At 66.6% G+C, this 12,528-nt stretch carries 17 protein-coding genes and 2 pseudogenes; 6 read left to right on the forward strand and 13 right to left on the reverse strand.

Translation table 11 applies throughout. From position 1 onward, the window contains the following. Nucleotides 1-21: 21 nt before the first annotated feature. From ACFQDH_RS18005 to ACFQDH_RS18020, 4 genes and pseudogenes are all read left to right on the forward strand, one after another. A complete protein-coding gene (locus ACFQDH_RS18005; protein WP_382403764.1) occupies nt 22-261 on the forward strand; it encodes a hypothetical protein in 240 nt (79 codons plus the stop codon). Between the two features lie 220 nt (nt 262-481). Further along, nucleotides 482-712: an SHOCT domain-containing protein gene (locus ACFQDH_RS18010; protein WP_382403765.1), complete on the forward strand. Its 231-nt coding sequence runs from the start codon at nt 482-484 to the stop codon at nt 710-712. A gap of 20 nt (nt 713-732) precedes the next feature. After that, nucleotides 733-996, forward strand: a pseudogene (locus ACFQDH_RS18015) (universal stress protein); the annotation flags it as partial. Nucleotides 997-1,031: 35 nt separating this feature from the next. Next, a pseudogene (locus tag ACFQDH_RS18020) lies at nt 1,032-1,181 on the forward strand (universal stress protein); the annotation flags it as partial. Between the two features lie 10 nt (nt 1,182-1,191). On the opposite strand, the gene ACFQDH_RS18025 reads toward ACFQDH_RS18020, so the two are convergent. The 5 genes from ACFQDH_RS18025 to ACFQDH_RS18045 all read right to left on the reverse strand — a co-directional run bounded on the left by ACFQDH_RS18025 (nt 1,192) and on the right by ACFQDH_RS18045 (nt 4,291). Further along, complete coding sequence (locus tag ACFQDH_RS18025; protein WP_382404947.1) at nt 1,192-1,605, reverse strand: hypothetical protein; 414 nt, start codon at nt 1,603-1,605, stop codon at nt 1,192-1,194. After that, on the reverse strand, nt 1,593-2,138 hold the full coding sequence (locus ACFQDH_RS18030; protein WP_382403766.1) for a hypothetical protein: 546 nt from the start codon (nt 2,136-2,138) through the stop codon (nt 1,593-1,595). The genes ACFQDH_RS18025 and ACFQDH_RS18030 overlap by 13 nt, the downstream gene beginning before the upstream one ends. 51 nt (nt 2,139-2,189) lie before the next feature. After that, nucleotides 2,190-2,537: a hypothetical protein gene (locus ACFQDH_RS18035; RefSeq protein WP_382403767.1), complete on the reverse strand. Its 348-nt coding sequence runs from the start codon at nt 2,535-2,537 to the stop codon at nt 2,190-2,192. Beyond that, nucleotides 2,507-3,517, reverse strand: a complete 1,011-nt coding sequence (locus ACFQDH_RS18040) for a DUF1906 domain-containing protein (RefSeq protein WP_382403768.1) — start codon at nt 3,515-3,517, stop codon at nt 2,507-2,509. The genes ACFQDH_RS18035 and ACFQDH_RS18040 overlap by 31 nt, the downstream gene beginning before the upstream one ends. Nucleotides 3,518-3,610: 93 nt before the next feature. Then, nucleotides 3,611-4,291, reverse strand: coding sequence for a BON domain-containing protein (locus ACFQDH_RS18045; protein ID WP_382403769.1), 681 nt, complete (start codon nt 4,289-4,291; stop codon nt 3,611-3,613). Nucleotides 4,292-4,545: 254 nt separating this feature from the next. Here ACFQDH_RS18045 and ACFQDH_RS18050 point away from each other — a divergent pair, with 254 nt between their 5' ends. After that, entirely contained in the window at nt 4,546-4,692 is a 147-nt protein-coding gene (locus ACFQDH_RS18050; RefSeq protein ID WP_382403770.1) for a hypothetical protein, read from the forward strand. Between the two features lie 136 nt (nt 4,693-4,828). Here the strand turns inward: ACFQDH_RS18050 and ACFQDH_RS18055 are convergent, their stop codons facing one another. From ACFQDH_RS18055 to ACFQDH_RS18075, 5 genes are all read right to left on the reverse strand, one after another. Then, on the reverse strand, nt 4,829-5,431 hold the full coding sequence (locus tag ACFQDH_RS18055) for a hypothetical protein (protein ID WP_382403771.1): 603 nt from the start codon (nt 5,429-5,431) through the stop codon (nt 4,829-4,831). A 265-nt stretch (nt 5,432-5,696) separates the two neighbouring features. Then, nucleotides 5,697-6,431 carry an ABC transporter permease gene (locus tag ACFQDH_RS18060; RefSeq protein ID WP_382403772.1) on the reverse strand — a complete coding sequence of 245 codons (735 nt, stop codon included), beginning with the start codon at nt 6,429-6,431 and terminating at the stop codon, nt 5,697-5,699. Further along, nucleotides 6,428-7,150, reverse strand: a complete 723-nt coding sequence (locus tag ACFQDH_RS18065; RefSeq protein WP_382403773.1) for an ABC transporter ATP-binding protein — start codon at nt 7,148-7,150, stop codon at nt 6,428-6,430. The genes ACFQDH_RS18060 and ACFQDH_RS18065 overlap by 4 nt, the downstream gene beginning before the upstream one ends. Before the next feature lie 27 nt (nt 7,151-7,177). Beyond that, nucleotides 7,178-7,612 (reverse strand): pyridoxamine 5'-phosphate oxidase family protein, encoded by a 435-nt coding sequence (locus ACFQDH_RS18070; protein WP_382403774.1) that lies wholly within the window; start codon nt 7,610-7,612, stop codon nt 7,178-7,180. A 3-nt stretch (nt 7,613-7,615) separates the two neighbouring features. Then, entirely contained in the window at nt 7,616-9,022 is a 1,407-nt protein-coding gene (locus ACFQDH_RS18075) for an MFS transporter (RefSeq protein WP_382403775.1), read from the reverse strand. Between the two features lie 152 nt (nt 9,023-9,174). Here ACFQDH_RS18075 and ACFQDH_RS18080 point away from each other — a divergent pair, with 152 nt between their 5' ends. After that, nucleotides 9,175-9,603, forward strand: coding sequence for a universal stress protein (locus ACFQDH_RS18080; protein ID WP_382403776.1), 429 nt, complete (start codon nt 9,175-9,177; stop codon nt 9,601-9,603). 19 nt (nt 9,604-9,622) lie between these two features. Here ACFQDH_RS18080 and ACFQDH_RS18085 read toward each other — a convergent pair whose 3' ends face one another. The 3 genes from ACFQDH_RS18085 to ACFQDH_RS18095 are packed head-to-tail and all read right to left on the reverse strand — an operon-like array spanning nt 9,623 to nt 12,519. After that, nucleotides 9,623-10,066 carry a pyridoxamine 5'-phosphate oxidase family protein gene (locus ACFQDH_RS18085; RefSeq protein WP_382403777.1) on the reverse strand — a complete coding sequence of 148 codons (444 nt, stop codon included), beginning with the start codon at nt 10,064-10,066 and terminating at the stop codon, nt 9,623-9,625. A gap of 39 nt (nt 10,067-10,105) precedes the next feature. Further along, on the reverse strand, nt 10,106-10,759 hold the full coding sequence (locus ACFQDH_RS18090) for a response regulator (RefSeq protein ID WP_382403778.1): 654 nt from the start codon (nt 10,757-10,759) through the stop codon (nt 10,106-10,108). Next, nucleotides 10,756-12,519, reverse strand: coding sequence for a sensor histidine kinase (locus ACFQDH_RS18095; RefSeq protein WP_382403779.1), 1,764 nt, complete (start codon nt 12,517-12,519; stop codon nt 10,756-10,758). Before ACFQDH_RS18095 ends, ACFQDH_RS18090 begins: the two co-directional genes overlap by 4 nt. Nucleotides 12,520-12,528 lie beyond the last annotated feature (9 nt).

Genomic DNA, 12,528 nt, shown 5'->3' on the forward strand with positions numbered 1-12,528 from the left:
CCGTGGGTTACCTACCCGCAGATGGCGATCCTCAACCGTGCCAGCGCCGCACTGGATGCAGCGTGTCTCTCAGCCTCCGCCGAGCGGTCCATCATCGACGCGTTCCGAATGCGCGAAACCGAAGGTTATGAAGCAGGAAACGAGGCACTTCGCCGCTGGCTTCAGCGGCCAGGATCCCAACCCGGCCACCTGATCACCATGGCAGCAGAATTCCCGAAAGCCCACGCAGCCATCCGCCGAGGTTTGGAGATCCTCCTGTGACCCCGGTGGCCCGGGCCACCGTCGCCGGCCGCGCCTACCCTGACCTAGAACAAGGCCCGCAAAGACGGCCCCGCGTGACCACCATGTGGCGTCGACCAACCGAGGCCACATCAGCACACATCGCGACGGACCCGGCGGGGCTGCCACAGGACCTTCGGCCCTGTGGCGGTCGGCGTCCGAGAGCCAGGCTGAACACAAATCGTTCAGCAGGAGGTTCGTGATGATGGGTTGGGCAGATGGGGTCGGCAGCGTAGGCGGCTGGATGGCGGTGTGCGGGATCGTGGTCGGCGTCGCGCTGCTGGCGTGCACCGTCGCGCTGATCCGCGTGAACTATCGGGACCGCTCACAGGAACCTCTGTCGGAGGCGGAGCGTGCACTGCGACTGCGCCTTGCTCGCGGAGAGATCGACCTGGACGAGTTCTTCAGGGAACAGGCCGCGCTGCGGCGCTGAATCGTGATGGAGGAATGAACATGCCAATTCAACACGACAGCCGCGTCATCGTCGTAGGCGTCGACGGGTCAACCGGGTCGCTGAGAGCGATGCGCTGGGCCATCAGCGAGGCCGCCCTGCGCGGCTGTGCCATCGAGGCCGTCACGGTATGGCGGGCCGGATCCTACGGCGCCGACACTCGTCAAGCTGCAGAAGAACTCCGGGCCCAAGTGGTCAGGGATGCCTGCACCGACCTGACCGACGGACCACCGATCTCGGAGGAGACCGAGACTGGCAGCCCTGAAGAGGTGCTGGTGGCTCGCTCGCGGGGGCGAGCCTCCTCGTCATCGGCAGTCACGGTGTCGGGTCGATACGCCATGCGGCGCTCGGCTCGACGAGCGAGTACTGCTCGCGAATGGCGGCGTGTCCGGTGGTCGTGCTGCCGACGCCGGCGGACGAGGTGCACCACGCCGAACTCGCCGAACGTTAGGAGGCGGGCGTCAGGCGGAGTGCCCGGCGGCTGCAGCCGACATCGGCGAGCCTGCTCGTCCTCTCGTGGGCGCATAACACAGCACCGCCGGGACGAGCAGCGTCACCGAGAACGCTGCCAGGACCGCGATGTCGGCCGGCGATGAGCCAGGCCCGTCTTCGGCATACATGGCGATGCCCATCGCCAGGATCGCGAGCGGCACTGTGGCGGACCAGCCGACGATCGCGCTGCGAGCCCGCACCGCCCACTGACTACCGCGCCAGGTCCCGATGCCCGCAACGAGCATCGTGGGTATGACGACGACGAGATCCTCCAGAGCGATCGTCCAGAAGATCGTCGGACTCGCTCGGTAGGTCGGGCTGGTCGGGTGGGCACTTATCGCGTCGGCCAATGCGGGAACGTAGCGGCCGATCACGAGCAGCACGGACGTTCCGGCAAGCACTCCCCGGTCAGTCGGGCACGTCCGGGTGACAGTGCCGGCACCACCGCCGGGCTCGTCATGGTCCATGCGCCGACGCCGACCGCACCAGCCACCAGGAGGAGCCCCAACAGGAGCGGGAAGAACCGCTCGACGTTCCCGGGTATGCCGGAGTAGTCGGGTCCGAGGACCACCTCGGTGACCATGTAGAGGGTGTATGTCGCCGGCGCGAGCGCCAAGGGTGCTGTCAGTCGTGCCCCTCGCAGCGCGGCCAGGCCGAGAGCGACAGACACCGGCGCGACGACGATCAATGAAACGGCGTCGGCCGCCTCGAGCTGAGTCCTCATCAGTCCGGTGACGCGGTACCGGATGACCCCGGTGACCAACGGCCCGAGGAAGGAAGTCACTGCCAGGCCGACACCCAGTGCGATCAGGCCGCCGCCCAACCAGTTCTGTCGACGCCGCTGCGCCGGCTCGCTGTGCACCGGCAACTTGTCCTGCAGCACTCGAAGGAGCCGAGAGAATCTGAACAGTCTCATACACCCATCGTCGACGCCCGTCACCAAGAGCGCCGGTGCCAAAAGTCCCGCTCAACAGCGCCGGACGGGCGAGCTGTACGTCGTACTGCTCGGGCTCGACACGTAGTAGTCACTCCCCCAGGAACCGTCCGAGAGGCGGTCCCAGACCGAAGTCGTGTAGACCGACGATCCGCGCGACTGGCAGGAGACCCAGGCCAGCGAACCTTCCGGCAGCGTCCCGCGCAGCGCGTAGGTCGGTCCCGGGCCGGCACGACGGTTCAGACTCGGCGGAGTGGTCTGGTACGGATAGCTGCACTTCGGCAGGGGCCTGCTGTATGTCGTCTTGGACGGCGTACTGAGGTAGTAGTCGGTGACATAGGCCCCGTTGCTCAAGCGGTCCCAGACCGCGGTGCTGTGCACCGTGGTTCCGTACGTCTGACACACCACCCGCAGCGTTGTACGGGGGCGTAGGAACCCTGGGCCGTGGCGCTCGTGGTCGGTGCGTTGCGATAGTTCAGGGGCACGGTGCTGGTGACTTTGAAGGCCAGACCGACGGTCGCCACGGGCGCGTCGAAACGGTCGCTGTCGATGTTCAGCCGCACTCCACCCCAGGTCTCCGTGTGGTCACCGCGGTACTGCTTGCCGCGCTGACCGTTGGCCCAGTGGAGGTTCGAGATCCCCGACCAACCGGTCAGTGACGAGTTGAGATCCCATCGGGCGATCCACAGCGCATCCGGTCGTGCATAGGCCGTTGAGCTGTAGGTCTGGGACAGGTGCAGCGCGCCGGAGTAGAGATGTGCGTAGACCCCGGAGACGAATCCCTGTCGGTGCAGTTCCCTGGTCCACGCGGACAGATAGGTCAGCACCGTCGTGCGGCAAGAGGCATTCGTCGCGTCGTAGTGCTCCATGTCGCCGTAGATGGCGCTCCCCGGCCGCATACCCAGGGCACGCGCCTTGGTGATGGCGTCGGCAGCCTGCGACTTGCCTTGTGCCGCTGCAAGACTCGGGGTGATCTTCTGCGCGTTGGGACGATAGGTGCACGGTGCCTGAAGTCCCATGTAGATCGGCACGATGGCCCACCCCTGCCGACTCACGGTGGTGACCCAGGTCGCCGTCAGTTGAGGTTGGGCACAGGTGCGGTTGGCGCCACCGATGTAGACGCCGATCCCGCGGTACGAGGAAGGGCGCCAGGCCGTCATCTGTGCGGTCGTGGGCGCGGTGCAGGTGTCGAACGCCAAGCCGGTGAACCGGGTTGCGCTCGAGCCGGTCGGGTAGGTCACGGACGTCCCGGGCAAGGCAGCGGCGGGGGATGCGAGCCCGAACGCGACAGCAAAGGCCGCGACCGACCCCAAGAGGATCCGGGACAGCGGCCGACGCAGGCGAAACGTGACATGGAACATGACCTCCACGGTCCCCGCAGTCGGCGCCTGCGTCTACGGACCAAAGTCCCCGAAATCTGCCGTTCCAGTCGTTTCGTGAAGATGGGCAGCGGGTCAAGGGGCGATATGAAGGTTGTTGTGCACTTTCGTCACTCCGGGCGTGTTCCAGGCGATGTGTCCGGCTTGGCTGCGTTCGGCCCAGGTCTGCACCTTCCCGGTCAGCTCGATCTCGGTGCCGTTGGTGTGGACGTGAATGTGATCGGCCTCGACCTGAGCGTTCCGCAGCAGCGCCGCACGGATGTTCTGCTTCGCCGTGTCTGCGGCGAACGGGAGCTGCGGGACGATCTTGATGTCGTTCTGCACCGAATAGACGCCCGGCAGGTTCTCCATCAGCCGGCCGGCGACGTTGCGTTGGTAGTTCCACGGAACGGAACCGGTCAGCGTGACCTGGTGCTCATGGACGACGGCCTGCACGGTGTGTGGCACGGAGGCGCTGCTCTCCAGGGCCTGCCGGGCGTGCGCGGCGATCCCGGTGTCGTCGCGATCCGCCCGGTGGGACCACACCGCGATCTCGTCGGCAACTGAGGTCACCCCGGCGACCCGCAGCGCTGCCGCCACCGCGGCCGACTTCTCGGGGTAGGTGTTCACCTGTCCCGAGAGGGTGATCGCGCCGCGATTGACCGAGACGCCGATGTGGTCGGCGTTCACGTTGGATGCCCAGGACAATTCCTCGGTGACGCTGGTCTTCAACTCGTGGTCGGTTGCTGTCTGTGTCTGTGCGTGTGTCTGTGTCATGTACTCAGGTTCTGCCACGAACAGAATCGTGGAGGAGGGCCGAAAGTCCCGAGAGTGCAACACTGGCACCTTCGCCCCGAGGTGGCGCGTGCACCCGCGACCGGGCGCAGGCCATTGGTCCCTGGAAGGCGCTCGGCGGCCGAGATCAACTGGAGCGGCACACTGATTCTGACCTCGACGGAGGAACACATGACACGACGTTGTCGAACGGCGATCGAATCCGGCCCTGGTGCGGTCGGCGCGGGTTCAACCCGATGAAGGTTGTGGTCCTCAATGCCGGATCGTCGTCCTGCAAGGTGGCGTTGATCGCCCCTGCCGCCGGCGAGCCCGCTGCGACAGCCACGGTCGAGCGGCTCGGCGACAACGCGACCTACGTCGCCCCCGTAGACACCGGCTGGTGAACCTCCTACGGCCAGGCGAAATACCTCACCCTCCCGGGGTGCGAGGTAGGTCCTTTACCGGCCGGCGCGCATCGAACCCGCTCCGAGACCAACGGGTCGCGGAGCGGGTTCGATGCGTCCGACAACTCGATCGGTACTACGCGGTGTGCGGAACGGCTTTCCTCGAGACGCGCGGTCCGACGACCGACGAACCACGTCGGGCGAGTGCTGCGTGCCGCAGACCGAACCCCGCGAGCGCCAGCATCAGTGCCGCGCCGGCGAACGCCGCGATCGCTGCATACCCGGCGATCGTGCCGATTGTCGCGAATGCGTAACCGTAGAGCAGCAGGCCACGGAGTGTGTCGCCCTGGAAGAGGGTGGTCTTGAGCTCGGTGAGCTGCTGGGTCTGTGCAGAGTTCGGGTCAGCCTTTGCAGCGGCCATCTGCGCCGCGCTCACCTGGGCGTACGTCTGCCCCTTCGCTGCCTCGTTCATGTGGGCGAGGATGAAGTGGTTGGCGTACGCCTTGGCCTGCGGACCTGTGGTCATCGTCTGACCGGCGTACTTGCCGAGGTTGTCCTTCATGTCCTGCGTGGTGAGCGCTGGACCGCCGGGCATCGTGATCGCCTGTGACGAGAGCTGCTGGTGCACCTCGTTGCCGATGAAGTTGTGGGCCCACGTGAGCATCCCACCAGCGGCAAGCAGGACGACAGCGATCCCGAGTCCCATCCATGAGATGAGTCTGTCGAGTGTGGAACGCATGGCCTTCTCCTTCAGAGTTTGAACAGTGGGACCTGGTCGGCCTCACTACTATTTTCCGGCTGTCTCAGACCCGCGCGTTAGGACGAAAGTCCCCAAACCACAATCGATTTCGTCAGATCAATCTCGCCTGGAAAATCGGGACGAAGGCACCGTGCCGGGCCAGCGTGTGCGCGCCGGATGAGCAGTCAGTTCGCGGACAGCCTCGCCGTGGCGCGGTTTCAACCACGGGGTCGGGTGCATCGCTGGTCACCGTGCGAATGCGCGATCAGCGAGTACGGCGCGGCATCGAGACGGCGCCGAGCACGAGGGCGGCCAGCGCGAACACCGCGAGAATCGCGACGTTTCGCAGCACATCTCCGGTCGGTGACGGCTGGTCGCCGATGGCGGTGAGCGCGCGGACGGCATACGTCATGGGCAGTATGTCGGCGAGGGCCTGCAGACCGCGGGGCATCGAGCTGTGCGGAACGAGCAGGCCACACAGGTAGATCTGCGGACCGATGACCAGCGGCATGAACTGCACGGCCTGGAACTCCGTGCGCGCGAAGGCACTGGCCAACAGTCCAGTGGCCACCCCGACGGCGGCGGAGACCGCCGCGACCAGTAGCACCCACACGATCGGGCCTGCTGTGGTCACACCGAGGGCCCACACGCTCACACCCACCAGCACGACTGATTGGGCGGTGGCGGCCACGCTGAAGGCGATGCCGTATCCGGCCAGCAAATCCGCTCGATGCAGCGGGGTGGTCAGCAGGCGTTCCAGCGTGCCGGAGGTCCGCTCGCGCAGCATGGCGACAGAGGTGATGAGGAACATCACCAACATGGGCAGAATCCCGAGCATTGTCAGGGCAATTCGGTTGAACACGGGTCCGCCGCCATAGATGAAGTAGAGCAGGGTCAACAGCAGCGCCGGCACCGCGATGATCATCGCCACGGTCCGCGGGTCGGCACGCAGCTGCTGCAGGATGCGCCGGATCGTCGCGCCGAGGATCCGGGCGCTCACGGCATCTCCCCGGAGCGGATGAGCCGCAGAAAAGCCTCGTCGTATGACGAGGCGGCGGTTCGGTCGAGCAGTTGGGCGGGAGACAGATGCGCGAGCAACCGACCGTCGCGCAACAACAGCACGCTGTCGCATCGTGCGGCCTCGTCCATCACGTGACTCGACACGAGCAACGTGGCACCTCGCGCAGCCACCGACTGCAGGTGACTCCAGATCTCCTCGCGGGTGACCGGATCGAGACCGACCGTCGGCTCGTCGAGCACCAGCAGCGCGGGCGCTCCGATGAGTGCGCAGGCGAGCGACGCCCGGCTCGCTTGCCCGCCGGAGAGCCGGTCCACCCGGCGACCGGCCAGGTCGGCGAGCCCGACCGCTGCAATTGCTCGGTCGGCGCTGGCCCGCGAATGTCCCTGCAGCGCAGCGAAATACGACGCATTCTGGGAGACAGTCAACTCTCGGTAGACGCTGACCGCCTGGGTGACATATCCGACGTCGTGTTGCAGAGCGGCCGATCCGGGCCGCTGCCCGAGAACGGTGAGTTCGCCTGACGCCATACGTTGCACGCCGACGATCGAACGCATCAGGGTCGTCTTGCCGCAGCCGGACGGACCCATGAGTCCCACCACCGCACCCGCCGGCACATCGAAGGTCAGGTCGTGCAACACCGTGTTGCCGTGCAGCGACACATCGAGGTGGCGTGCACGGATCGCGGGCTGCTTCGTCACCCACCGAGTGTCCACCCCGGGCGGCCGTCAGGTCGCGAAGGTCCGCAACAGGTCGACCGCAGCGAACCGCCGGCCGCTGATCGTCTCGGGGTGGATCCGCACCAGGTGGGGCTTCGCACCCGGCTCCCAGGGGAAGACCGGAAGCCGCAGCAGGTCCAGGACCTCGTGCAGCCGGGCCACCTCGGTCGCGAGACCGGTCACCAGCACACTCCATGCCGTCTTCGTCTCGGCGTCGTAACCGTCGACCTCGAAGGCGACGTGCTCGCCGACTGCGGCATCCAGCTTGGTGCCCGAGCCGCTCCGGAAGAGGATGTCGCCCTCGTGGACGGCGTGGTTGACCGGGTAGATCTCCGGGCGTCCGGCGACGATCACGCCGAGTCGGCCGACCGCTGCCTCTTGGAGCAGGGCGATGCACTGCTCGGTGGTCAGTTGCTGGGTTCGTGGATGTGTCGATGTTTGCATAGGTCACACACTCGCGTCTGAACAGCCTTGGCTGGCAGGGCCTTTGGTCCCGGGAACGCCGGCGAGACCTTGGCGCGCCGACGCAGCGCCGGCCGCCGGTGCCACGGCCTCGAGTGCGGTGTGCCGAACAATCGTCACGGCCAGGGCGAGAGCTCCGAGCGAGCAGGCGGCGAGCAGCCACATGCCGATCGCGTACGAACGTGTGGCGCTGTAGATGTAAGCCATGACCAGTGGTGGCACGAAACCGCCGAGCCCGCCGGCTGCACCGACCAGGCCGGTGACTCCACCGACGCGGGCCGGATCGGCCACGTGCGCGATGAACGCGAACGTCGCCCCCGACGCAGCACCCAGCGCCGCGGCCAGAACCAGGAACACCGGCGTGCCGTAACCCTGCAACGGCGGCTCCCCGGCCGCTAGGGCCGCGCAACCTGCCACTACCGCGAAGGAGCTCGCGAGCACCGGGACCGAGCCGAGCCGGTCGGCGAGGGTACCACCGATCGGCCGCATGATGACCGCGATGATGACGAATCCGGCCATCTTCGTCGCTGCATCCGCCGCCGTGAGCGTGTAGGTGTTCTTCAGGTAGAGCGGCAGAAAGACCGAGAAAGCGACGTAACCGCCGAACCCGATCGTGTAGAGCAGCCCAGCCTGCCAGGCCACCGGCAGTTTCGCGGTCCCGACAAGCCTCTTCACAAGCGGTGTGCTCGGTATGACGCGCCCCGGCGCGTCGCGCAGCAGCAGGCGTGCGGCGACCGCGTAGAGCGCCAACGCGACCGCGACGACGACGAACGGTGTCGCCCCACCGTGTGACTTGAATAGGTTCACGGTTGTGAACGCACTGATGGCGGTGCCGCCCATGCCGGCGCCGAAGATGCCGATCGCCATACCGCGCTTCTCCGGCGGGAACCAGCCGTTGACGAACGGCACGCCCACCGCGAACGACGTGCCACCGATACCGAGGAACACACCCGCGATCAGCATCGCGACCAGCGAAGACTGCGCCCAGAAGCCGAGCACCAGCACCGGCAGAATGGTCACAGCGGAGACCAGCGGGAACATCACACGACCGCCGTACTTGTCGGTCAGAGCCCCGACCGGGATCCGACCGATCGACCCGACGACCACCGGCACGGCGACCAACAGGCTCGCCTGTCCGGCGGTGAGCGGGTGGTGGCCGCTGAACGGCAACCACTGCAGCGCCTTGTCGTAGGCCGCCGGTGCGAGCTTGTGTTTGTCCGGGCTGAAGAGCGGGCCGAGCGGACTGATCAGTGCCCACGCCCAGAAGTTGATTGCGAATCCGACTGTCACCAGGGCGAGTTGGAACCATGCGCCGGGCCTGACCGGTTCGGGTGCGTTGCCGTCAGACATGTGCCGCCGAGGTCTCGTTGCCGAAGTGGTGGACGCGAACATGGTGAAACTCCTTGGGTCTCAGTGCGGAAGTGAAGGTCCGACACGGCTGCTCGAACGTATCCACTGTCGCCGGTGCGCGGTCCTTCCGACATGGACCAAAGTCCCGAAGTCGGGACTTGAGCGAAACCCATTTGTTCTCAGTCGATCTGGCGATGCATGAACAGGTAGGACCCGTCGTCGTCGGCCTGGAAGGCGGGCCGAACGACCGCGATGCACTGCGGGCGGCGTTTCAGGAGGCGGAGCTGTCCGAGCAGTCGTTGGCGCCTGTACACGTCACGGAGTACGGATTCCTGGAGCGAGCCGATGTCCAGCGCTTGGTTGCTGCTGAGCAGCATCGACACCCCGGGGTGGCGGTGAAGGTGCGTCTGGTCCGCGGCGACCCCACCGACATGCTCGTCGCATGCAGCGGCAAGGCTTCGTTGGTCGTGCTGGGGTCGCGCGGCCGGCACGAGGCTGCGGGTCTCGTGCTTGGCTCCGTCAGCCAGGGTGTTCTGCGCCGTGCCATGTGCCCGGTCCGCAAACACACGGGTTGGTGTGTGGTGGTGCCGCAACTTGGTGAGACAGTCCGGATCGATGGTTGACCGGACGGTCAGCCGTCAGTCACACCGACTTCTGGTCGCCACCGACTCCGCCCTGCACCTGGATCCGCCGGCCGGTGATCGAGTCCGGCTCGATGCGCAGAAATGCCGGCTTCGGACCGTCCTGCCACGGGAAGATCGGAAGCTGGAGCGCGTCGACGACCTCGTGCAAGCGTTCGATCGACCGGGCGGTGCCTTTGATGACAACGCTCCATGCCTGGGCGCGCGCGACGTCATACCCGTCGGCCTCGAAGGCAACGGGGTGCCGATCGGCCGCGGCCAGTTTGGTGCCCGTGCCGGTGCGCACCACGATCGTGCCGTGGTCGACCAGGTGATTCACCGGGAAGATGTCCGGCTGGCCCTCGACAACGACCGCCAGTCGGCCAACCGGCACCGACCGGATCAGTGCCCAGCACTCGGAGACAGGCATTTCGGCGGTGTTGAGGTCATTGTTCGTGAGATTCATGGCACCCACGGTGCTCCCCGCAGCGGTGTCCCAACAGGGTCATTGGTCCCGTTGTCTTGACTCGCCGGCCTGGGTGGCGGCGAATACCGCCGCCTGGGTACGGCGTTCCATGCCGAGTTTGGCGAGCAACGAGGTCACGTAATTCTTCACGGTCTTCTCGGCCAGGTGCAGTGCATCGGCGATCTGTTTGTTGGTCATACCCTGCGCGATGTGGTCCAGGATACGGCGCTCCTGCGGTGTCAGGAGTTGCAGACGCCGATCGGTGGTGTCGGGTTCCTGCCACGTTCGACGAAGCCGCTCGACCTCGTTGTCGCGCAACAGATTGCGACCACCAGCGACCGCGCGTACCGCGTCGGTCAGACTCGGGCCTTTGATGTCCTTGAGCAGATATCCGGACGCGCCGGCGAGCACCGCTGCTTGCAGAGCACGCGCGTCGTTGTACGAGGTGAACATCAACGCCTTCATCGTCGGCAGCGCCGAGCGGGCGTCTCTGCACACGTCGATGCCGGACCCGTCCGGCAGCCGGACGTCGAGCAGCGCGACATCCGGCTGAGTGATCACGATCTCCCGAAGTGCCGCGCCGGCACTGCCGGCTTCGCCGACAACGGTGAGATCGGGCTCGATGTTCAGTAGGTCCCGTATGCCGCGCCGCACGACCTCGTGGTCGTCCAGCAGGAAGATGCGAATCTTCATGAGCGCATGGCCTCTCCCGTCGATGTCGCCGACGCACGGTCGACGGGTATGCGCCACTCCAACTCGGTGCCGGCCGGACCGATCGGCTGCACCGTCAGCGCGCCACCGCGCGACCGGGCGCGCCGGTCGAGATTGTCCAGGCCGCTGCGGCGAGTTCCCGGCGGTATGCCGCCGCCGTTGTCGCGTACCCGGACGATCAGCTCCTCGTTGCAGTCGACGTCCACCGACGCACGGTCCGCGCCGGCATGCCGGGCGACATTCGAAAGGCCCTCCCGCACCACCGCCAGCACATCGGTCACCACCCCGGCCGGCAAGCGATCGACCGGCCCTTCAATGCTGATCTCGGGCGGGAAGCCCAGTGGTTCGGTCAGCTCGGCGACCAACGACTCCACGGCCTGCCGTGCTGTCGAGGATCCGACGTCGTGCAATTCGAAGATCGCATGCCGGATGTCCTTGATCGCCCGGTCCAGGTCATCGACCGCGTCGTCGACCCGAGCTCGCACCGTGGGATGGGTCGCCAGGTGGCTGGCTGCCTGCAAGGACAACCCGGTCGCGAACAACCGCTGGATGACGTGGTCGTGCATGTCGCGCGCGATGCGATCGCGGTCTTCCAAGAGCCCGAGCCGCGACCTGTCGTGCTGGGCACGCGACGCGGTCAGCGCCAGACCGGTCTGTCCGGCGAGTCCGGCCAACAGCTCCAGCATCTCGGCCGCCAGGGAGGCGCTGTCCTTGTCCCAGACCACCACCAGCACCCCGACGTCTTCGGTTCCGACGACAACGGGCAACACCGCTATCTCACCGTGCCCGTCGCCCAGCACAGACGTCAGTTCAGTCGTGAGACCGGTGCCCAAGTCGGCCGGCGCGCTACTGCCCGCGCCGAGCAGGACCGGCTCGCCCGTCTGCACCAGCGTGCGCCAACCGGGCGCCGAGAGAACGGTGTCACACGCCTCGCCTCCCGAATGTAGGTCACAGGTGACGACGTGTAGCTGGCCCACCTCGTCGTGCAGTGCGACGAACCCGTTGCGTGCGTAGGCGTGCTCGACCGCCGCCGCGACCAGGAACCGCATCGCATCGCGTTCGGTCGATCCCTCCAGCAGTCGCTGGCTGAGCTCACTGCTGGTTTCCACCCAGGCGCGCTGCCGCCGGCTCCGTTCGTACAGTCGTGCGTTGTCGATCGCGATACCGGCTGCCGCCGCCAGCGCGATCAGGATCGTTTCGTCATCCGAGGTGAACTGGCCACCGTCGGCCTTCTCCGTCAGGTAGATGTTGCCGAACACCTCGTCCCGGATGCGTACCGGTGCCCCCAGAAAGCTGTGCATGGCAGGGTGATTGGCGGGGAAACCGTAGCTGTCCGGGTGCTTCGACAGGTCCCCCAACCGCAGCGGGTGAGGCTCCCGGATCAGCAATCCGAGGATGCCTTTGCCGTGCGGCAGATCGCCGATCGCTGCCCGCTCATCCGGGGTGAGACCTCGGGTGATGAACTCGACCAGGTGTTCACGGTCCCTGTCAAGCACACCGAGCGCACCGAACTTGGCGTCGACCAGCTCGCACGCGGCTCGCACGATCCGGGACAGGACGTCACTCAACTCCAGGTCTGCAGTCACCGCTACGACTGCGTCGAGCAGGTGCGCCAACCGCTCATGCGACCGGGTTGATGCCTCCGCGCGTGCGCGAAGCTCGCCGATCAGGTCGTCCAAGTCCAGCGCGGCCGGCGTCACCAGGGAATGCCCACCGGCAGAACCTTCATTCGGGCTCTGCATGAACTTCAC

It is taken from the genome of Flexivirga alba, assembly GCF_042661025.1.
GTDB classification, from domain to species: domain Bacteria; phylum Actinomycetota; class Actinomycetes; order Actinomycetales; family Dermatophilaceae; genus Flexivirga; species Flexivirga alba.